Consider the following 20,809-nt stretch of genomic DNA (forward strand, 5'->3'; position numbering starts at 1 on the left):
GCCGCTGCCTGCGTGACAACTACTGATTCAGGCCTTCGTAATGCACCAGAATCGCGTTGGCAAGGTCTTCATCGCTGGCGTTGAGACCGGGGTTGTCGTGCCGGACCTGTTGCAGCACCGACTCCAGATAAACCCCTCGTATGGCACCGCCGCTGGCCACGAACGCTGACAGGTCATCGCGCGCCGGGATCACCATTTTGTGATCCTTGAAGGTCGAGTAAAGCGACGCGGAAACACCCGCCGAGGTGGCGACATCGCCGGCATCGACACGGGCCAGAGCCGAGCCGACAGGGAGGCACAGCAGGAGAGAAGAAACGAGCACTAACTTGCGCATGACGGTGTTCCTCCACAAGCGCGAAGCAAAAAGGAAGACTACATAATCTCAGAGGTGCGACCTTTGCCGGAGTTCCGTTCGAACACGCGGATACTTGCTGAAACGCTCTGAAGCAGCACATCTGCACAAATAAGCTTAACTGAACTCCTGACAGGTGCATTCGGCGCGCCTCAGGAGGAACCCACCGTGTCGATCAAATTGCGTTTGCTGTTGCTGATAGCAACCAGCCTGCTGACAGCACTGATCGTGAGTCTGGTCAGCTATGTGGGGAATACGCGGATGTCCGCGGCGGTTGGCGACAACGCGGTGAGCATGACTGCGCTGCGCAATCACATGGAAGCCGACATGATGCACGATGCACTGCGGGCTGACGTGTACTCGGCGATGCTGGTGGGCCTGGGCAAAAGTACCGGCACGGCCGCCGAAGTGCGGGATTCGATCAACGAGCACGCGAGCCATTTTCGCGAAGTGCTGGATGAAAACCTCAAACTGCCGGTCAACCCGACAATCAAGACCGCGCTCGAACAGATCAAACCGAGCCTGGACACCTACATCGAGGCGGCCGAGCGCATTGTCGGCCTGGCACTCGACAACCCGGACAGCGCGCAACGGGAGCTCGGTACGTTCAACACCGCCTTCACTCAGCTTGAAGAGCAGATGGCCGCGCTCAGTGAGCTGATTGAAAGCAATACCCGGGACACCAGCAAAGCCACCGACAGCGCCATTCGAAATGCCAATATCGCCCTCGGCGTGGTGCTGCTCGCCAGCCTGTTGCTATTGCTGGCGCAAGGGCGTTGGGTGACCCGCAGCATCATGGGGCCGCTGAAGTCCGCCAACCACATCGCTCAAAGCATTGCGCATGGCAACCTCAGCGAGCCGATCAGCGAACCGGCCGGCAAGGATGAAGCCAGCACACTGATCCGCAGCCTGGCGACCATGCAGCGCGATCTGCGCGACATGATCGACGTGGTGCGCCGCAACGCGCATGGCGTCAGCGGCATGAGCGAGCAGTTGAGCCACGGCTGCCATCAGGTCGCCGACAGCAGTCAGCAGCAAAGCGCCGCCGCCGGCACCATGGCCGCTGCCGCGAGCCAGATGACCGCCAGCATCGAGGAAATCACCCGCCACGCCGAACGCGCACTGGGCATGGCCAATCAGGCCGAGTCGCTGGCCAAGAGCGGCGGACAGGTGATCCATCAGGTGGTCAGTGACATGGACGACATCGCCCGCTCGGCGCAGCAGTCGGCACAGGTGATCCGCACGCTGGATCAGGAATCCGAAGGCATCTTCAACATCATTCAGGTGATCAAGAGCATCGCCGACCAGACCAACCTGCTGGCACTCAACGCCGCCATCGAGGCGGCGCGGGCTGGCGAGCAGGGCCGGGGCTTTGCCGTGGTCGCCGACGAAGTGCGTAGTCTGGCCGCGCGTACCAGCGCTTCAACCCAGGAAATCGCGGCGATGGTCGCGCGTATCCAGAACAGTACCCGCGAAGCGGTCAGCAGCATGGAGGCCGGCGTGGCTCAGGTCGACAAAGGCATGGCGGTCACGGCGGAAGTCGAACGGGCGATCCGCGAGATCCTCGACGCCACCCTCAGCACCACGCAACTGGTCAATGACATTACCCGCACCATCGGCGAGCAAAGCCAGGCCAGCAACGAAATTGCCCATCAGGTGGAAATGATCGCCGGGATGTCCGAGGGCAACAGCAAGGTGATCGGGCAGACGGCCAATACCACCGATGAACTGTCGAGCCTGGCGGGGGCACTGGCGTTGTCGGTGGACCGGTTTCGGTTGTGAGGGGAATATCGATATCTGGTCAAAGTGGAATGAGCCAGCGGATCATTGATCCGCTTTTCGCCGTACATTGATGGTCGCCTCAACCTTCAATCTGAAGTTGTACTTCTTGAAGCGGTTCTTCGCATTGAGTTCTGGTTTAACGAAGGGTGATTTTTTGTTGCAGACGTAGGCGATTTTGGGGTGAAAGTTAGCCAAGAATTGCTCGCCGTGTGCATCAATCAAAAATTGAATTGTCGACTCCAATTGTTTGATCCCTTGCCCTTGCCAGCCCCCTCCATCTCGGTCTTTCAACTCAACAAGGTACAACGCGTCATCGGTGCTCAGCATGCAGTCACATCGATCCCGACCTTTTTCCTCACCGTCTTTGATCACGCATTTATCAATTGCGGTAAATACGATCGGTCTTTGGAGCGGGTTCGATACCGTGGCTACCCATTCTTTCGAATTGTCTAAGTCGACATAAGCGAGAGGGCGCTCTTGATCGTCGCGTAGTCCAAATTCGGCATCAGTAAACGGGCCTGTCTGGCAGCGGATATCAAGAAAATTCACCCTTTCAGCTCCTCCTCGATATCGAGGAGCGCATCAAATAAATCATTGCCTTCTTGCAAGGATCTGTTCAGAAAATTGTCATCGGAAGGAATGCCATCAACCATTGGCAGTTTCGTGATTGATCCGGTTCTTTCATCGGCTTGGTATATCGCCAACTCTCCGGCGTCTAGCAAGGCATGCAAAGGAATAACGGCGGCGAGTTTAGGGAGCAGTTCCTTGTCGCGCTGTTTCTGGAGAATGCTGTCTTGCAGGTGCTTGCCCTGTACCGAAATGGTCAGGTAATTCACTACGTATGGGCTGTGAGTTGTCAGCACCAGACGGTTGCCCTGACCCTGGTTATTGAACCTCAGCAGACTCTGCAAAACGGCCCATTGTGACTGGGGATAAAGATTCTGCTCAGGCTCTTCGACGATATTGATAAACGCTGATTTGTTGAATCTGGAGGACAGCGTGGAGAGAGCAATGCGCCTTTGCTCTTCTGTCAGCGAATCAATGGAAAAGATCTCTTTAACCTCTTTTCTGAAGCGATCCAGCTCATCGGCGCTCATTGTCTCTTGCCGCTCTTCGCTACGCTCTTGAACCGCGTTGGACAGGTAGTGGCTCACCAGATGCAATGGCACGGCAGACTGAAAGCCACTGGAGGCGTCTGCCAGTCTGAGTTTGTAGTCGGACTCACGAATATTGAGGATATCGTTGAGTTTGTCATATTCGAGTTCGGCCTGATTGATAGGCAGCAGCAAAGTGCCTTTCATATTGGCTTTGGCTGCATCGAATTCGGTCAGGAACTCCTTGAGTGAATCCGAGGAAAGTTTCAGCTCGCGAGGGTGTCTGACATAGGAGATGAAGTTGCGCTCGGCAGGCACGTACATGATCTGAGGCAGATGGTAGCTACTACCTTTTGATTCAGTGATATGCAACTGCCCCCGCATAAAAAGAATCGAGTAGGCCTCGCCCTCGTATTCGATTTCTGTTGCATCGGAGAGGTAGTGCTCCAGTCTGTGATAGGTCAGATACGGTTTGATGAACTTATTCTTTCGTTCAAACCATTTCTCATCGTAATCACCCCGCACCAACGCCTTCTCTATCCAGGAGAATGTTGAGTAAAGCTTGGCCAGCGTGCTCTTCCCGGAGCCCTGATTACCCACGAAAACCGTCACGCGTTTGAACGCTATCCAGCCATTGTTCTTCACACCATCGCGGATAGGGCCGAAATGCTTGACGCGTAGTCGGGTCATTGATCACTCCATAGGACGAGCTTGTACGGTTTAGCGATGCAGCATATCAGGGCAGGGGACAAACGGGAGGAGCAAATTGGAGCGAAATGGACAGGTAGGTAAGGTGCTTACCAGGGGAGAGAACTCTGACGAGGTACTCGCCAGAGCCTTCTACTTAATCAGAACTTGTACGCCTGACGCCCCACCAGCAACCACCTCCCAGCCTGCTTCTGCCAGATCTGGAAGTTCTCGATTTCGGTCGGCACGATCTCGGTGCCTTTGATGGCCTGCCCCGAAAAGTGATGGCGGACCAACGCGGTGTCTCCGGACAGGGTGATGGTCTGGTTTTGCATCTCCAGGGTCTTGAACGCGCTCTTGCCGGTTTCGATATCGGCAATGAAGGCTTTCTTGTCCTGGATCTTGCCGCTGGAGTGACCGTAGGTGAGGTTGTCGGCGGTCAAGGCGTTCAGTTCGGCAACGTCCTTGTGCAGCATCGCCTGGGTCAGGTGGTCGACGGCCTGGGCGACATCCTGTTCCGCCGGGGCGGCGGCGACGTAGGCGCTGAAGAGGCAAACGAGACCGAGCAGCAGTCTGGATGTGTTCATGGGTATTCCTTGTTGTTGTAGGTCATGAAAACGACTGAGTTATTTGTCAGTCGTCGTACAACGTAGCAGAAACGCACCAACGTTAGAAAGCGCTCGAGGAACCCATTGAAAACTATCCGGTCGCGAACAGACGCGCGGGTTTGCCCTGACGTGATATTCTTCGCGCCAACTTGGTTTGACCTTATTCAGTTTGCCTGCCCTTTGGGCGGGCTGACGGAATCCCTGTCGCTCAAGTAGCTGAAGCCAATAATGATAAAAAGTCAGTTCAGAAGGGACATTAACTGAGGTCGATGCGGTACGTCGGCCTTGTGTGCCCACCCGTCAACATTGCAGTGTGAAGGTGCCCGCGACCCTGGCCTGAGTGTCGCGACAATAGGCCCTCATACCCACAACAGCGGCGGGCGGAAGGCGTTTTATCATAGGTGCAACAGATGTTTAAGAAAGTGAACACAGCCTTGCTCGGGCTGGCTTTGGCGATGGGGATGTCGTCCGCCAATGCTGCAGAAGCAAAGAAAGTCGACGTTCTGCTGATCGGCGGCGGCATCATGAGCACCACCCTGGGTGTGTGGATCAATGAGCTGGAGCCAAGCTGGTCGATGGAAATGGTCGAGCGCCTCGATGGCGTCGCCCTGGAAAGCTCCAACGGCTGGAACAATGCCGGTACTGGTCATTCGGCGCTCGCCGAGCTGAACTACACCCCGGAAGACGACAAAGGCAACGTGACGATCCCGAAAGCCGTCGAGATCAACGAAGCGTTCCAGGTTTCCCGTCAGTTCTGGGCCTGGCAGGTTCAGCAAGGCGTTCTGAAGAACCCTCGCTCGTTCATCAACACCACGCCGCACATGAGTTTCGTGTGGGGTGACGACAACATCAAGTTCCTGAAAAAGCGCTACGAAGCCCTGCAGGCGAGCCCGCTGTTCGCCGGCATGCAGTACTCCGAAGACCCGGCTGTGATCAAGAAGTGGGTCCCGCTGATGATGGAAGGGCGTGACCCGAACCAGAAAATCGCGGCCACCTGGAGCCCGCTGGGTACCGACATGAACTTCGGCGAAATCACCCGCCAGTTCGCCGGTTACCTGCAGACCAAGCCTAACTTCGACCTGAAGCTGTCGAGTGAAGTCGAAGACATCACCAAGAACGCCGACGGCACCTGGCGCGTCAGCTACAAAAACCTGAAAGACGGCACCAAAACCGAAACCGACGCCAAGTTCGTGTTCATCGGTGCCGGTGGCGGCGCTCTGCACCTGCTGCAGAAGTCGGGCATTCCTGAAGCCAAGGAATATGCTGGCTTCCCGGTAGGCGGCTCGTTCCTGGTGACCGATAACCCGGCCATCGCCGAGCAGCACCTGGCCAAGGCCTACGGTAAAGCTTCGGTTGGCGCACCGCCGATGTCGGTTCCGCACCTGGACACCCGTGTTCTGGACGGCAAGCGCGTCATCCTGTTTGGCCCATTCGCGACCTTCAGCACCAAGTTCCTCAAAGAAGGCTCGTACCTGGACCTGCTGACCAGCACCACCACCCACAACATCTGGCCAATGACCAAGGTCGGCATCAAGGAATACCCGCTGGTCGAGTACCTGGCCGGTCAACTGATGCTGTCGGATGAAGACCGTCTGAACGCGCTGAAGGAATACTTCCCGAACGCCAAAGCCGAAGACTGGCGCCTGTGGCAAGCCGGCCAGCGCGTGCAGATCATCAAGCGTGATGAAGCCGCTGGCGGCGTGCTGAAACTGGGCACCGAAATCGTTGCTGCACAAGACGGCTCCATCGCCGGCCTGCTGGGCGCATCGCCAGGCGCGTCGACCGCTGCACCGATCATGCTGAGCGTGCTGCAGAAAGTCTTCAAAGACAAAGTCGCTACCCCTGAGTGGCAAGCCAAGCTGCACCAGATCGTTCCAAGCTACGGCACCCAGCTGAACAACGATCCGGCCAAAGTGGCACAAGAGTGGGCGTACACCGCCAAGATCCTCGAACTGCCAACGCCTCCGGTGATCGGTCAGGCTGCTCCGGCTGCACCTGCAGCTGAGAAAGCTGAAGCGCCGAAGGAAAATGCTGCACGTGACATGGCGCTGTAACTAGACGCCAGATACGCAAAAGCCCACTGAACCGGTAATGGTCAGTGGGCTTTTTTTGTGGCGCCTGATCCTACTGTGGTTTCGCGCTTGCCAGATACGCACCAAGCCGCCGCCCCATCTCTTCGCCGAGGGCCTGCAACCCGCTCAACGGCCGCACCATCACCTCGAACTCGATAATTTTCCCGCTCTCATCGAAGCGAATCATGTCGATCCCCTTCAACTCTTTCGTCCCCACCTTGGCACTGAATTCCAGCACCACATTCAAACCATCGGCAGTCGCCAGTTCACGGTGGTATTTGAAATCTTCAAACACGTTGAACACGGTGTTGAGGATCATCGTCACCACAGGCGCGCCGGGGTAGGGCGAGTGGGCCATGGGCGAGCGGAACAGCGCATTCGGATCAAGCAGCTCGGGCAAGGCCTTGAGGTTGCCGGTGCGGATCATCTCGTGCCAACGCTTCAAGGATTCGGCGGCGTTGGGGTGCAGGTTCAGTTCGGACATTGACCACTCCTGGAATTGTTGTTGTTTTTCGCGCGACGGCAATCACTCTAGTTCAAAGCGGCGTGCCCTCGAATCTTTGTGTGCCGATCTGAATATCACGCCATGTCCGGAACAGATCAGTTTGGTATCTGATCCGTATTTTTCTGTTGGATCTGCCTCTGTAACCGGCTCAGTCAGGCGCTCAGAATAGCCCGGCAATCCGGTCACCCGCGGCAGCCCTTCATCCCGAAGCGCCCGGTGCACCGCAAGCTCAACATTAAGGAGAGCAGCATGAACAAGATGGCGATTTTCCTCGGTGGTTTTCTGACGTTGACCATTCTGATCGGAATGCTTGCGACGATTTCCCCGGTCTGACCCCGGCAGCACTCCACCAGACTCCAGCGCCCTTTCTTATCGAAGGGCGCGGCTGTTTCTACCGCGTTGTCATTTCTCGCATCACACCATACTGGTGTCCGTCCGCTAACTGGACTAAACCGGGATATCCAGTCCCGGAAATGTTCACTGTGCCTGATCTGTCATGGACTCGTTGATCAACGCTGCCGGCCGTGCGCTCGCGGTGGGTGATCCGCTGGCCGCGTTGAAGCTCGTCGCCCTGCGTGAAGACCCGCCTGCGCTGGCGCTGCGTGGCATCGCCATGGCTCAGCTCGGTGATGTGTCCCGAGCCAAGGCGCTGCTGCAGCGGGCGGTCAAGGCGTTCGGCGCCAACGAGCCGTTGTCCCGAGCGCGCTGCGTCGTGGCCGAGGCCGAAGTGGCGCTGGCGACGCGGGATCTGGGCTGGCCGGTTAAAGCGCTGGAGGCGGCGCGGCAGCTCTTGCTCGATCACGGCGATCAACTGAACGCCGCGCATGCCCGCTATTTGCAAATCCGTCGGCTGTTGCTGATCGGCCAGCTTGATGAGGCGCAGGCGTTGCTCGCCGCACTTGATCCCGCCCCGTTGCCCCCGCCGTTGCGGGCCGCTCATGGATTGATGACGGCCGGTATTGCACTGCGTCAGGTGCAGGCGCACACGGCGCGGGCGGCGCTCGAGCTTGCGCAACGGGCGGCGCAGCAAGCGGCTATTCCAGCACTGACCGCAGAGACCGAACAGGCCCTGCACATGCTCGATGCACCTGCGGCGCAACTGATTGTGTCTGGCCGGTCTCGGACCGTGACGCTCGCGCAGGTTGAAGCGTTGTTCGCCTCGCCGGCGCTGGTGGTCGATGCGTGTCGCTACAGCGTGCGCGGCGCGGGGATGACAGTGGCCTTGGCGACGCGTCCGGTGCTGTTCGGTCTGCTGCGGATGCTGGCTCAGGCGTGGCCGGAAGATGTGTCGAGAGAGGCGCTGATCGCTCAGGCGTTTCGCTTGAGACTAAGCGACGAATCCCATCGCGCACGCCTGCGGGTGGAGATCGGTCGCTTGCGTTCGGCGTTGCAGCCCTTGGCGCGGATCATCGCGACGGCGCGCGGTTTTGCCTTGGTCGCCGAGGATGTAGCGTTGCTCACCTTGCCGGTCGAGGATAAATACGCCGCGCTGCTGGCCTTGCTCGCCGATGGCGAAGCCTGGTCGAGTTCGGCGCTGGCGTTGGCGTTGGGCTGCAGTCAGCGGCAAGTGCAGCGCTCACTGGAAGCACTGGCGCAGGCGGATAAAGTGCAAGGGTTCGGCGTGGGTCGTGCGCGGCGCTGGACCACGCCGCCGGTGCCGGGTTTCGCGACGATCTTGTTACTCCCGGTGTCGTTGGGCAATGGCTAGGCTGGACACTCCTACCAACGAGGAAGGCAGCATGAAACAGGCAAACGCAGAAATCCTTCGTGAGTACGGCCCGTTCGACGGCGTCGAACGTGTCCACGGCGTGACCTTCGACGGCCAGCACGTGTGGTTCGCCAGTGACGGCCAGCTCAATGCGCTGGACCCGGCCAGCGGCAAAACCGTGCGCACGCTCAAGGTCGGTGCCGACGCTGGTACCGCGTTCGACGGCCAGTACCTGTTCCAGATCGCCGACAGCCGTATCCAGAAAATCGACCCGACCACCGGCCGTGTGCTGAACACCGTGCCGGCGCCGGGCGGCGGCAACGATTCGGGGATGGCCTGGGCCGAAGGCTCGCTGTGGATCGGCCAGTATCGCGAGCGCAAGATCTATCAGGTCGATCCGGAGACTGGCGCGGTCTTGCGTACGCTGGCGTCAGACCGGTTTGTCACCGGGGTCACCTGGGTCGACGGCGCGTTATGGCATGGCACCTGGGAAGGCGATGAAAGTGAACTGCGCCGGGTCGACCCGCAAGATGGCGAGGTCCTGGAGCGTTTGAAGATGCCTGCGGGGACAGGTGTTTCCGGGCTGGAAGCGGATGACGGCGAGCGCTTTTACTGCGGTGGCGGAGGGAGCGGGCGGCTGCGGGCGGTGCGGCGGCCCAAGTGATGGAGGGTGCCTGTTCTGGCCCTTTCGCGAGCAGGCTCGCTCCCACATGGGTTCAGCCTCAACCGGACAAAATGTGGGAGCGAGCCTGCTCGCGAAGGGGCCAGTAGCTTCACTGAAAATCTCTCAGCGAATCAAGGCGCACCAAACACCATCGTCCAGTAAACCCCTTCATCACTGCGCGCCTCACTGGCAAAACCCGCGCCGACCTGGGTGAACATCGGGTTCATCAGGTTGGCACAATGCCCGGGACTGGCCAGCCATCCGGCCATCGCCTTGCCCGGTGAACTCTGGCCGGCGGCGATGTTTTCGCCGATCTGCCGGCCCCGGTAACCCGCCGCCCGGGCGCGATCGGCCGGCATGTCGCCGTCTGGATCACGGTGGGCGAAGTAGTTGCCGTAGGCCATGGCCTTGCTATGCCCTTGCGCGGCGGCTCCCAGCGCCGGGTTCCAGCTGAGCGGGCGAGCGGCGGCGAAGCGCTGGCGTCCGCACATCCGTGGGCGTGCACGGGCGGCGTTGACCTCGGCGAGCAAGGCTTTGCCGACGCTGCGGTTGTCGCCGACGCGACTGTCGAGCACCGGTTGCGCCAGCACCACTTGCCATTCACCGCGAGCGCGGCTGACGCCGATGTCGGCGTACTGGGCGTCGAGCAGGGCGGTGCAGTGGCTGTCTTGCAGCTGTTCGAAGGCTTCCTCGGCATCCCCGGCACCGACGATGCGGATGCTGCGCACCGCCACCGCCGAATATCCCGAAGACTTCAATCTTTCGCGCAAGCCACCGCCGTAGCCATAGCCGATCGGCAACGCCAGATTCGACTTCAGCGACAGTGGCGCCAGGCGCTGGGCAGGGCGGCGTTCGCAGCGTTGCGGATGGGCGCGGTAATCGTTGATGGCGGCCACCAGCTGCCGCTCTTCGCTGGCGTGGGCGGTCTCGGTGAACAGTGGGGCAAGGATCAGCAGGCACAGCGAAACGAAGCGTGATGAGCGAACGACATGGCGCATGGGACGGCAGACTCAGGGGAAAGGACAGTGCTGAAGTGGGCAGCCGCAGAATGCGGCGCCACTAGGACTGGGCTTTTTGCACTTGGTTCATGCTGGCAAACTGGCTTTTTTGCTGGGTGTGAAGGGGAGGGTGATCCTGGATTTTGTATTGCTCGCGAAGGGGCCAGTTCAGCCGACGCAATAATCGGCTATCAGCGATCAAGCACTGCCTGCATCCACTGCAGATACTGCGCCCGCTCGGCAATCGAGTTGTGCCCCGAATCCGGCACTACTCGCAGCGTCGCCACACCTTTGGGGAAATGCCCCAGCAACCGCTGCGTGCTGTCCCGTGGAATCACTTCGTCATCGCTGGCTGCCAGCAGCAGCGTCGGCACTTGAATGTGCGCGGCATAGCGGCCCGACTCGAAGCGATCCTTCAGCAGCCATTTCACCGGAAACCACGGGTATTGGCGCACGGCGAGTTCTTCGAGGCTGTTGTACGGCGTCACCAGAATCAATGTCTGCGCCGGGCGCTGACTCGCCAGCCGCACCGCCACTCCGGAACCCAGGCTGCGCCCGATCACGGCAATCTGCGGATGGCTGGCGTAGACCCGGTCAAACAGCGCCAGCGCATCTTCGGCAATCGCTTCCTCCGAGGGGGAACCGCCGCTGCCGCCAAAGCCCCGGTAGTTCAGCAGATACACCGCGTAATCCGGAAACGCTGCGCTGAATGAAGGCAGGTTGCGCGACACGTCCTCGGCATTCCCGCCGAAGTAGATCAGCGCTTTCGGACCCGCCTGTTCGCGAACGGTTACCCAGACATCGGCATCCGGCATTGCCAGTTTCAGCCGTGAATCTGCCGTGGTCACAGCACTGCCAGGCTGGGGGAAATAGATCAGCGAACGCTGGAACACGAACAATGCCCCGCACAGCAAAACGTAGAGGGCGATGAGCAAAGCGACGACTGACATCAGGATTCTGGACATTCGGCTAACTTTAACGGGACGCGGGTGTTCGCTGTCGCAGTGTAGTCCAGCGCAGTGGAGGGACAGCCGTCGCACACAACGTGCAACAGATTCACGCAGCAGGGGAACCAGCATGAGCCACACTGAGGGTTGCTCACGTCGCCGATTGCTCACGCTGGCTGCCGGGGTTTCGGCGGTCCTGACCTTTGACCGGGCGTTGGCCACTGCCATGACGCCGACTGCCACTTCGCCGAACCAGGCAGGAGACCAGACCATGCAGACCCGCGCCATCCCTTCCAGCGCCGAACGACTGCCCGTGGTGGGCCTGGGCACTTATCGTAGCTTCGACGTTGCGCCCGGCGAGACCGCCTATAAACAACTGCCGGCAGTGCTCGACGAGCTGTTCAGAAAGGGCGGCACGCTGATCGACAGCTCACCGATGTATGGCCGCGCCGAGCAAACCACTGGCGAACTGCTGGCGATCCACGAACCGCGTTCGCCGGCCTTTCTCGCCACCAAGGTCTGGACGCGCGGGCGCGAGGAAGGTATCGCGCAGATGGAGCAATCCTTCCGTCTGCTGCGCGCCGAACGCATCGACCTGATGCAGATCCACAACCTGCTGGACTGGCAAAGTCATCTGCCGACTCTGCGCGAGTGGAAAACCGAGGGGCGTATCCGCTACATCGGCATCACCCATTACACGCCCTCGGCTTACGACGAAGTCGAAGCAGTGCTCAAGGCTGAACCACTCGATTTTCTGCAAATCAATTACGCCCTCGATGACCGTGGCGTGGAAAAACGCATTCTGCCGTTGTGCCGCGAGCGCGGGGTCGCGGTGATCTGCAACCGGCCGTTTGGCGGTGGCGGGTTGCTCGAGCGGCTCAAGGGCAGGCCGCTGCCGGCGTGGGTGTCGGACGTGCAGGTCAAGAGTTGGCCGCAACTGGCGCTGAAGTTTTTGCTGTCGCACCCGGCGGTGACCTGCGTGATTCCCGGCACCGGCAATCCGCGCTACATGACCGACAACGCCGGCGCCGGGTTCGGGCCGATGCTCACCGATGCGCAGCGGCATCAGTTGATTGCGCTGCTGGGATAACTGCCTGCCCGCGATACCGCAACGCCTCGACCAACAACGCAAACGCCGGCGCCGCCTGCCGTCGACTCGGGTAATACAGGTGATAACCGGCAAACGTCGGGCACCAGTCGGCCAGCACTTGCAGCAGACGCCCGTCGGCCAGATAGGGCGCGACGATGTTTTCCGGAATGTAGCTCAGGCCAAAACCGTCGAGTGCAGCGTCGAGCAGCGGATACACGCCATTGAGGGTGACTTGCCCGGAAACCCGCACCTTGAGGCTTTCGCCGTCCTTCTCGAACTCCCAGGTGTACAGCCCGCCGTTGGTGGGCAGGCGCAGGTTGTTACAGGCGTGGGCGGTCAGGTCTCGTGGTGTTTGTGGCTGTTCACGCTTGGCGAAGTAAGCAGGGGCGCCGACCACCGCCATGCGCATGTCCGGGCCGATGCGGGTGGCAATCATGCCTTGCGCGACATCTTCGCCCAACCGCACGCCGGCGTCGAAGCCTTGCCCGGCGATGTCAACGAAACCGTAGTCGCAGATGACCTCGACGGCGATGTCCGGGTATTGGGGCAGGAATTCCTTGAGCACCGGACGCAACAGCCAATTCAGCGAATGGTCGGTGGCACTGATGCGGATCCGGCCTGCGGGCGTTTCGCGCAGGTTGCTCAGTGCCGCCAGTTCCTGCTCGATCTCTTCGAAGCGCGGGCCGATGGTTTGCAGCAGATGTTCGCCAGCCTCGGTGGGCGAGACGCTGCGGGTGGTGCGCGTCAGCAAGCGCAGGCCAAGGCGCGCTTCGAGGGCGCGAATGGTATGGCTGAGCGCCGATTGTGAAACGCCCAGTTTGGCTGCGGCTTTGGTGAAGCTGCGCTCGCGGGCCACGGCAAGGAAGGCGAGCAGGTCACTGGCGTTTTCTCGAAGCATTGATGAGTGTCCTGCATAAGTTTTTTCGAATTCTAGTCGATTATCTGAAGAGTACGGCTCGCTAAAGTGACGCAAGTTCCCTGTAGGAGCTGCCGCAGGCTGCGAACTTTTGATGTTGTTTTTGAAAATCAAAGATCAAAAGATCGCAGCCTGCGGCAGCTCCTACAGGGAGATCTCTTTCAGATTTGGAGTCTTGTGATGAATGCACATATCTCAGGCGTTACCGTCACCCCCAACGGCTCGCAACCGTCGGCCAAAGGCCCGACGGACTGGTTCACCGGCACCGTGCGCGTTGACGCACCGTTCAAGGGCAGCGATGTGGCGCGCGTCAGCGGTGCTACGGTGACTTTCGAGCCGGGCGCACGCACCGCGTGGCATACCCATCCGTTGGGTCAGACGCTGATCGTCACCGCCGGTTCAGGTTTTGTGCAGGAGTGGGGGCAACCGGTTCGCGAGATCCGCCCCGGCGATACCGTGTGGATCGCACCGCAGGTGAAGCACTGGCATGGCGCCGCGCCGACCACGGCGATGACGCACATTGCGATTGCCGAGGTGCTGGACGGTGCTGTGGTGGAGTGGATGGAACAGGTGAGCGCGGCGCAGTACTCGAACTGACCTCTGCAGGAGCTGCCGCAGGCTGCGATCTTTTGATCTTGATCTTCAAAAAACAGGTCAAAAGATCCCAGCCTGCGGCAGCTCCTGCAGAGGGTCAGATCATCTCTGGCAGGGAAGAGAGGATCTTGTCGAGGGTGATCGGGTACTCACGCACCCGCGCCCCGGTGGCGTTGTAGATCGCATTGGCCACCGCCGCACTCACGCCGCAAATCCCCAGTTCACCTACACCCTTGGCTTTCATCGGCGATGAAATCGGATCGGTTTCGTCGAGGAAAATCACTTCCTGATGCGGGATGTCAGCATGCACCGGCACCTCGTATCCGGCCAGATCGTGATTGACGAAAAAGCCCAGCCGCTTGTCCACCGCCAGCTCTTCCATCAACGCCGCGCCGACGCCCATGGTCATCGCCCCGATCACTTGGCTGCGTGCGGCTTTCGGGTTGAGAATCCGTCCCGCCGCGCAGACGGCGAGCATGCGCCGCACGCGGACTTCGCCGGTCGCTGCATCCACCGCCACTTCAACGAAATGCGCACCGAAAGTCGATTGCTGATACTGCTTGGCGAGGTCGGCGAATTCGATGCTGTCCTCGGCCTCGATCACGCCATCTTTTGCGGCATCGCGCAGCGGCAGGGTCTTGCCGCCGGCGCGCACCTGACCGTCAGCAAACTCGATATCGCTGCCGCTCATACCCAGTTTGCCGGCGACCACTTCACGCAGTTTCATGCACGCGGCATACACCCCGGCAGTCGAGCAGTTGCCGCCGAACTGGCCACCGGAGCCGGACGATACCGGGAAATTCGAATCGCCCAGGTGCACCGTCACATCCACCAGAGGCACGCCCATCATCTCGGCGGCGGTCTGGGCGATGATGGTGTAGCTGCCGGTACCGATGTCGGTCATGTCGGTTTCCACCGTGACCTTGCCGTCGCGCTCCAGCCGTACCCGGGCGCCGGATTTCAGCAGCAGGTTGTTGCGAAACGCGGCGGCGACGCCCATGCCGATCAGCCAGCGGCCTTCGCGACGGCTACCGGGTGTGGTGTTGCGCTGGTTCCAGCCGAATTTCTCGGCGCCGGTCTGCAGGCATTCGATCAGGCGCCGCTGGGAGAACGGACGCTCGGTTTTCACCGGATCGAGCTGGGTGTCGTTGATGATGCGGAACTGCACCGGATCGAGCTTGAGCTGCTCGGCCATTTCGTCCATGGCGATTTCCAGCGCCATCAACCCCGGCGCCTCACCCGGTGCGCGCATGGAATTGCCTTCGGGCAGATCCAGCGGCGCCCGGCGCATGGTCACCCGGCGGTTTTCCCCGGCATAAAGCAACTGGCTCGGTTGCGCGGCGACTTCGACCTTGCCGTCCTTGAGGTTGCCCGACCAGCCTTCGTGGGCGATGGCGCTGAGCTTGCCGTCCGCCGTCGCGCCCATCCGAATGCGCTGAATCGTGGCCGGGCGGTGGGTGGTGTTGTTGGCCATTTGCGGGCGGGCGAGGGCGACTTTCACCGGGCGGTTGGCCAGGCGCGCACCGAGGGCGGCGAGGATCGCGTCGGCACGAATGAACAGTTTGCCGCCGAAGCCGCCGCCAATGTACGGCGAGATCAGGCGCACGTTTTCCTTGGGCAGGCCAAGGGTCGTGGCGACGTCGCCGACGCTCCAGGCGATCATCTGATTGGAGGTCCACAAGGTCAGATGATCACCTTTCCATGCGGCCAGTGTGGCGTGCGGCTCCATCATCGCGTGGGATTGATCGGGGGTGGTGTAAGTCTGGTCGAACTGCACCGGCGCAGCGGCGAAGGCCTTGTCGAAATCGCCGTGGGTGACGTCGGGCAACTCGTCGTCTTCGACGCCTTGGTCAAGCACGTTGGCCAGTTCGAACTCGCCTTTGGCCGCGACGTAGTCGACCTTGACCAGTTGCACTGCGGCGCGGGCCTGTTCGAAGGTCTCGGCGACCACCAGCGCCACGGCCTGGTGATAGTGCTGCACCTCGGGCCCGGCGAGCAGCGGCGCCGAATTGTATTGGCCCTTGCCGAGCTTGCCGGCATTGGCGGCGGTGACGATGGCCAGCACGCCCGGTGCGGCTTGGGCCGCGTCGAGATCAATGTGGCTGATGCGGCCCTTGGCGATGGCCGAGCCGACCATGAAACCGTAAGCCTGATTCGCCACGGCCTGATGCTGCTCGTAAGCGTACGGCGCCTGGCCGCTGGTTTTCAGCGGGCCTTCGATGCGGTCGGTGGGCTTGCCGACGACTTTCAGTTGGTCAATCGGGTTGGTGGTGGCGGGCGTGTCGAACTTCATGCTTCATCCCTCGCTTGCGCCAACACCGAGCCGAGCGTGCGCTCGACCAGGGTCAGTTTGAATTGGTTGTCGTGGGTTGGCGTGGCACCGTCGAGCAAGCGTTCGCTGACGGCTTTTGCGCCTTTGGGCAGCAACGCGTCGGCGGCTTCCACCCGCCACGGTTTCGGCGCAATACCGCCGACCGCCACACGGCCGCTGCCGTCCTTTTGCAGGATCAGACCGACCGACACCAGCGCGAAAGCGTACGACGAGCGATCGCGCACCTTGTGATAAATGTGCGTGCCGCCAACCGGGGCGGGCAGGGTTACCGAAGTGATGAACTCGCCGGGCGTGAGGCTGGTTTCTATGTTCGGCGTATTGCCTGGCAGTTGATGGAAATCGGCGATGGCGATGCTGCGTGTGCTGCCGTCCGGCTTCACCGTTTCAACCTGCGCGTCGAGGGCGCGCATGGCAATTGCCATGTCGCTGGGGTGAGTGGCTATGCACGCGTCGCTGACGCCGATCAGTCCCAGTTGCCGACTGACCCCGCCAATCGCCGCGCAGCCGCTGCCGGGCTGGCGTTTGTTGCAGGCCTGATTGACATCATAAAAGTACGGGCAGCGCGTGCGTTGCAGCAGGTTGCCGGCAGTACTCGCCATGTTGCGCAACTGACCGGAAGCGCCGGCGAGCAGGGCGCGGGAGAGCAGCGCGTAGTCCTTGCGCACGCGGCTGTCGGCGGCCAGATCGGTGTTGCGCACCAGCGCGCCGATGCGCAATCCGCCTTCAGGTGTGGCTTCGATCTGATCGAGGCCCAAGTGGTTGACGTCGATCAGGTGCAGCGGGGTTTCGATGTCGAGTTTCATCAGGTCCAGCAGGTTGGTGCCACCGGCGATGAACTTCGCGCCTTCAATCTGCGCCGCCAGCGTTGCGGCTGCGGCGGGGGAGTCGGCGCGGCTGTAATTGAACGCTCTCATGCTGGCACCTGCGCAACTTCAGTGATGGCTTCGATGATGTTCGAGTAGGCGCCGCAGCGGCAGATGTTGCCGCTCATGCGCTCCTGGAATTCGCTGGCGATCAGTTGTGGCGCCTCGGTCAGGCTGGGGCTGACGTGGCTGGGGATGCCCTCGCGAATTTCCTTGAGCACCGCCACCGCCGAACAGATCTGCCCCGGCGTGCAATAGCCGCACTGGTAGCCGTCGTGCTTGATGAACGCGGCCTGCATCGGGTGCAGGTTGTCGGGCATGCCGAGGCCTTCGATGGTGGTGATCTCGCTGCCTTCGTGCATCACCGCGAGGGTCAGGCAGGCATTGATTCGGCGGCCGTCGGCGATGACGGTGCAGGCGCCGCACTGGCCGTGGTCGCAGCCTTTTTTGCTGCCGGTCAGGTGCAGGTGTTCGCGCAGGGCGTCGAGCAGGGTGGTGCGGTTGTCGACCTCAAGGGCTTGGGGTGTACCGTTGACGTTGATCGTCAGTTTGGCCATGGCGGGTTGCTCCAGACTGGCCGCGTAGGCCTTGAGGCTGATGAAAGGGGGCATTGCAAACGCGGTGGCGGTCACCGCGCCGAGGATCAGGAATCTTCGTCGGGAAATCGTCATGCTTCGATTCCTCTCTGGCTTAATCAGGACGGCAGGGATTGAAGGGCCCAAACGGGCGCGCCGGCATGCTTGCCGGTCTCGTTCTTGGAGTGACCTGCACGGAGGGGAAAAGGTTTTTGCGGATTTGCGCTATAGAGTTATGCGCTTGGCTCATCAATTGACTGGGCGATGCCCAACCTTGTGGGAGCTGGCTTGCCAGCGATGGGGTCGTGTCAGGCAGCCTGTTGCTTAAATGACACACCGCCATCGCGGGCAAGCCCGCTCCCACAGGGATTGTGTTTAATGCCCGCCAACCACCATATGCGTGAACGGCGCCACATACGCCTGCAAGGTGACAAGACCACCCACCAGCACCGCCAGCACGATCGAGTGGAAGAACACGTAGCGCAGAATCTCGCCCTCATGCCCATACCAGCGGGTCGCGGTGGAGGCGACCACGATCGATTGCGCATCGACCATCTTGCCCATCACCCCGCCGGAACTGTTGGCCGCCGCCATCAGCACCGGGCTGATGCCCAGCTGTTCCGAGGTCACTCGTTGCAGTCCGCCGAACAGTACGTTCGAGGCCGTATCCGAACCGGTCAACGCGACGCCGAGCCAGCCGAGCAGGGTGCCGAACATCGGATAGAACACTCCGGTGGCGGCAAACGCCAGACCCATGGTGGCGTCCAGCCCGGAATAACGCGTGAGGAACCCCAGCGCGAGCATCGCGGCAATGGTGATCAGCGAATACCGCACCACCCACAAGGTGCGCAGGTACTGCTTGATCAGTTGCGGGATCGAATAGCCCATCAGCAGGCCGCCGACAATCGCTGCCAGCAGAATGCCGCTGCCGGTGGCAGTGAACCAGGTGAACTTGTAGATCGCTTCCTCGGCTTTCGGCGCCGGCACCACCGGCGGGACTTTCTGCACTTGCAGGTGCAGGGTGGTGAAGGTCAGCGCCGGGGAGAAAATCGGGTTGGCCTCGTTCATCGGTTTGCCTTGTGGATCAAGTTTCACCGCGTGCGTTACCGGGTCCAGCGCCGGGCGCACATCGAAGATGTTCTTGAAGCCCTGGGTGCCCCAGGCAAACACGAACACGGTGAGGATGATCCACGGCATCCACGCGCGCATCACGGCGGGGCGTGCCTGATCACTGAAGGCGGCGCTGGCGGTGACTTTTTCTTCCTCGACCCGGGAGTTGTCGACTCGCCCTGACAGGGCAGCCGAGGTGTACACCGTCGCCGGTTTCCAGACTCGCAGAAACAGGGTCAGGCAGGCCATGGAAATCAGCGCGGCGATCACGTCCACCAGCATCGGCCCGTGGAAGTTCGAGACGAGGAATTGCGGCACCGCGAAGCTGACCCCGGCCACCAGAATCGCCGGCCAGATCTCCAGCATCTTGCGCCACCCGGCAAACGCCCAGATCAGCCAGAACGGCACCAGCACCGAGAAAAACGGCAGCTGCCGACCGACCATCATCGACAGCTCCATCTCATCCAGCCCGGTGACCTTGGCCAAGGTGATGATCGGCGTGCCGAGGGCGCCGAACGCCACCGGTGCGGTGTTGGCAATCAACGCCAGACCCGATGCGGCCAAGGGCGAAAAGCCGAGGCCGATCAGAATCGCCCCGGTCACCGCAACCGGCGTGCCGAACCCGGCCGCGCCTTCGAAAAACGCGCCGAAGCAGAACGCGATCAGCAGCAGCTGCAAACGCCGGTCATCGGTGATGCGTGCCAGGGAATCCTGCAGCACTTTGAACGAGCCGTTCTCGGTGGTCAGGCGGTGCAGAAAAATGATGTTGAGCACGATCCAGCCGATCGGCAGTAAACCATTGGCCGCGCCGAACAACGCCGCCGAACCGGCCATGCTCGCCGGCATGCCGAAGGCGAAGATCGAAATCAATAATGCCGAAGCCAGGGCGAGCAGGGCGGCGAGGTGCGCCTTGACGTGAAAGAACGCCAGCGCCGCGAGCATCACCACCACCGGCACCGCGGCCATGAGCGTGGAGATCAGCGGGTTGCCGAACGGGTCGTAGATTTGCTGCCAGACCATGATCCACCTCTGCTTGTTGTTATCGAGGCGCAGATCCATTGCGTGGGAGTCGGTAAGCAGCAGTATAGGTGGCATTTCGCCGCCGCCCGGATGCAGCAAATGGGCCGATCAACGGTCGTGCCCGGGCAGTGAATCAAAGTCCTTTTGTCCGGTCGTATCAGCGGCTGCGCGCACTGCGTCCTGTGAAGGCGCGGGCAGTGACAGCCGTTCCGTCGTCAAGACCTTGGTTTTAGGGAAGTGTTGAATGAAGCGCGCTACAACGATGCTACTGACCGTGACCGCCGCCGTATTGCTGGCTGGCTGTGTGGCGGACTTTGATGATGATCACCGCCACGGGCGGCATTACGACCGCGATCATGGCCGTTACTACGACCATGACCGACGCTGGGATGACCGCGACGATGGTCGTCGCGACGGGCGTCGTTACTATCGTGATCGCGACGATGACTGAGTAGACATCAAAAGGGCGTTCCCGCAACGGGAACGCCCTCGGCGATTAAAAATGAGCGCTCGCCCGGACGCTGGAATGCGCAGGCGCGGTGGCCTCGAGATCCAGCAAATGGGTGGCGAGTATGTCGCTCAGAAAGCGGAACTGATCGTTGATGCCGACCACTTCATTGCTGAAGTGATTGCTCGCAGCGGGCATCAGCACATCGTCGAAATCTTCGTTGAACAGCAACGCTTGCGTCTTGCGCGAGACGACCTGCTGGTCGTAATAGTTGCTGCCGAACACCGGGAAGCTCACGGAGAGGGTGATGGTGCGAATCATGATGGGTACTCCTCGTTGCGTCTCGGATGAGTGAATCGTGCCTTCGCCGGGCGGCGGGCGGAAGGCAATCGTGGCGATGGTGAATATCGACGGCGTTGATGGTTAATAGGTGTGGTGGATTGA

Annotated in this window: 20 protein-coding genes; 7 read left to right on the plus strand and 13 right to left on the minus strand. The window is 60.9% G+C overall.

Features of this window, described 5'->3' with window-relative positions; translation table 11 throughout:
• Positions 1-19: 19 nt before the first annotated feature.
• On the minus strand, positions 20-334 hold the full coding sequence (locus AB1J88_RS03860; protein WP_025111286.1) for a DUF2388 domain-containing protein: 315 nt from the start codon (positions 332-334) through the stop codon (positions 20-22).
• Positions 335-520: 186 nt separating this feature from the next.
• On the opposite strand from AB1J88_RS03860, the gene AB1J88_RS03865 reads away from it, so the two are divergent.
• Entirely contained in the window at positions 521-2,134 is a 1,614-nt protein-coding gene (locus AB1J88_RS03865; RefSeq protein WP_041073503.1) for a methyl-accepting chemotaxis protein, read from the plus strand.
• Positions 2,135-2,176: 42 nt separating this feature from the next.
• Here AB1J88_RS03865 and AB1J88_RS03870 read toward each other — a convergent pair whose 3' ends face one another.
• From AB1J88_RS03870 to AB1J88_RS03880, 3 genes are all read right to left on the minus strand, one after another.
• On the minus strand, positions 2,177-2,683 hold the full coding sequence (locus tag AB1J88_RS03870) for a hypothetical protein (protein ID WP_430290266.1): 507 nt from the start codon (positions 2,681-2,683) through the stop codon (positions 2,177-2,179).
• Positions 2,680-3,918, minus strand: a complete 1,239-nt coding sequence (locus AB1J88_RS03875; RefSeq protein ID WP_430290267.1) for an AAA family ATPase — start codon at positions 3,916-3,918, stop codon at positions 2,680-2,682. The genes AB1J88_RS03870 and AB1J88_RS03875 overlap by 4 nt, the downstream gene beginning before the upstream one ends.
• A 158-nt stretch (positions 3,919-4,076) precedes the next feature.
• Positions 4,077-4,502, minus strand: coding sequence for a nuclear transport factor 2 family protein (locus tag AB1J88_RS03880; protein ID WP_430290268.1), 426 nt, complete (start codon positions 4,500-4,502; stop codon positions 4,077-4,079).
• 431 nt (positions 4,503-4,933) lie between these two features.
• Here AB1J88_RS03880 and mqo point away from each other — a divergent pair, with 431 nt between their 5' ends.
• On the plus strand, positions 4,934-6,577 hold the full coding sequence (gene mqo, locus AB1J88_RS03885) for a malate dehydrogenase (quinone) (protein WP_041073501.1): 1,644 nt from the start codon (positions 4,934-4,936) through the stop codon (positions 6,575-6,577).
• A 70-nt stretch (positions 6,578-6,647) separates the two neighbouring features.
• Here mqo and AB1J88_RS03890 read toward each other — a convergent pair whose 3' ends face one another.
• Complete coding sequence (locus AB1J88_RS03890; RefSeq protein WP_198760140.1) at positions 6,648-7,079, minus strand: nuclear transport factor 2 family protein; 432 nt, start codon at positions 7,077-7,079, stop codon at positions 6,648-6,650.
• Between the two features lie 517 nt (positions 7,080-7,596).
• Between AB1J88_RS03890 and AB1J88_RS03895 the strand changes: the two genes are divergently transcribed.
• Together AB1J88_RS03895 and AB1J88_RS03900 are read left to right on the plus strand one after the other, a co-directional pair.
• Positions 7,597-8,808: a helix-turn-helix domain-containing protein gene (locus AB1J88_RS03895; protein ID WP_430290269.1), complete on the plus strand. Its 1,212-nt coding sequence runs from the start codon at positions 7,597-7,599 to the stop codon at positions 8,806-8,808.
• 31 nt (positions 8,809-8,839) lie between these two features.
• Entirely contained in the window at positions 8,840-9,472 is a 633-nt protein-coding gene (locus AB1J88_RS03900; RefSeq protein ID WP_041073494.1) for a PQQ-binding-like beta-propeller repeat protein, read from the plus strand.
• Between the two features lie 131 nt (positions 9,473-9,603).
• On the opposite strand, the gene AB1J88_RS03905 is transcribed toward AB1J88_RS03900, so the two are convergent.
• Complete coding sequence (locus AB1J88_RS03905) at positions 9,604-10,470, minus strand: CAP domain-containing protein (RefSeq protein ID WP_041073492.1); 867 nt, start codon at positions 10,468-10,470, stop codon at positions 9,604-9,606.
• A 191-nt stretch (positions 10,471-10,661) separates the two neighbouring features.
• Positions 10,662-11,435 (minus strand): alpha/beta hydrolase, encoded by a 774-nt coding sequence (locus AB1J88_RS03910; protein WP_430290270.1) that lies wholly within the window; start codon positions 11,433-11,435, stop codon positions 10,662-10,664.
• A gap of 112 nt (positions 11,436-11,547) precedes the next feature.
• On the opposite strand from AB1J88_RS03910, the gene AB1J88_RS03915 reads away from it, so the two are divergent.
• Positions 11,548-12,507 carry an aldo/keto reductase gene (locus tag AB1J88_RS03915; RefSeq protein WP_430290271.1) on the plus strand — a complete coding sequence of 320 codons (960 nt, stop codon included), beginning with the start codon at positions 11,548-11,550 and terminating at the stop codon, positions 12,505-12,507.
• On the opposite strand, the gene AB1J88_RS03920 is transcribed toward AB1J88_RS03915, so the two are convergent.
• Complete coding sequence (locus tag AB1J88_RS03920; RefSeq protein WP_430290272.1) at positions 12,464-13,405, minus strand: LysR family transcriptional regulator; 942 nt, start codon at positions 13,403-13,405, stop codon at positions 12,464-12,466. The two genes, AB1J88_RS03915 and AB1J88_RS03920, sit on opposite strands and share 44 nt — an antisense overlap.
• A gap of 198 nt (positions 13,406-13,603) precedes the next feature.
• Here AB1J88_RS03920 and AB1J88_RS03925 point away from each other — a divergent pair, with 198 nt between their 5' ends.
• Entirely contained in the window at positions 13,604-14,020 is a 417-nt protein-coding gene (locus AB1J88_RS03925; protein WP_430290273.1) for a (R)-mandelonitrile lyase, read from the plus strand.
• Between the two features lie 94 nt (positions 14,021-14,114).
• Here the strand turns inward: AB1J88_RS03925 and paoC are convergent, their stop codons facing one another.
• From paoC to AB1J88_RS03945, 4 genes are all read right to left on the minus strand, one after another.
• A complete protein-coding gene (gene paoC / locus AB1J88_RS03930; protein ID WP_430290274.1) occupies positions 14,115-16,310 on the minus strand; it encodes an aldehyde oxidoreductase molybdenum-binding subunit PaoC in 2,196 nt (731 codons plus the stop codon).
• Positions 16,307-17,263 (minus strand): FAD binding domain-containing protein, encoded by a 957-nt coding sequence (locus tag AB1J88_RS03935; RefSeq protein WP_086792601.1) that lies wholly within the window; start codon positions 17,261-17,263, stop codon positions 16,307-16,309. Before AB1J88_RS03935 ends, paoC begins: the two co-directional genes overlap by 4 nt.
• A complete protein-coding gene (gene paoA / locus AB1J88_RS03940; protein WP_430290275.1) occupies positions 17,260-17,883 on the minus strand; it encodes an aldehyde dehydrogenase iron-sulfur subunit PaoA in 624 nt (207 codons plus the stop codon). Before paoA ends, AB1J88_RS03935 begins: the two co-directional genes overlap by 4 nt.
• A 279-nt stretch (positions 17,884-18,162) precedes the next feature.
• A complete protein-coding gene (locus tag AB1J88_RS03945; RefSeq protein WP_430292657.1) occupies positions 18,163-19,917 on the minus strand; it encodes an L-lactate permease in 1,755 nt (584 codons plus the stop codon).
• Between the two features lie 244 nt (positions 19,918-20,161).
• On the opposite strand from AB1J88_RS03945, the gene AB1J88_RS03950 reads away from it, so the two are divergent.
• On the plus strand, positions 20,162-20,368 hold the full coding sequence (locus AB1J88_RS03950) for a hypothetical protein (protein ID WP_041073476.1): 207 nt from the start codon (positions 20,162-20,164) through the stop codon (positions 20,366-20,368).
• A gap of 45 nt (positions 20,369-20,413) precedes the next feature.
• On the opposite strand, the gene AB1J88_RS03955 is transcribed toward AB1J88_RS03950, so the two are convergent.
• Positions 20,414-20,686, minus strand: a complete 273-nt coding sequence (locus AB1J88_RS03955; protein ID WP_003226119.1) for a hypothetical protein — start codon at positions 20,684-20,686, stop codon at positions 20,414-20,416.
• Between the last annotated feature and the right edge of the window lie 123 nt (positions 20,687-20,809).

This window comes from Pseudomonas sp. S8 (assembly GCF_050473925.1).
Lineage (GTDB): Bacteria > Pseudomonadota > Gammaproteobacteria > Pseudomonadales > Pseudomonadaceae > Aquipseudomonas > Aquipseudomonas parakoreensis.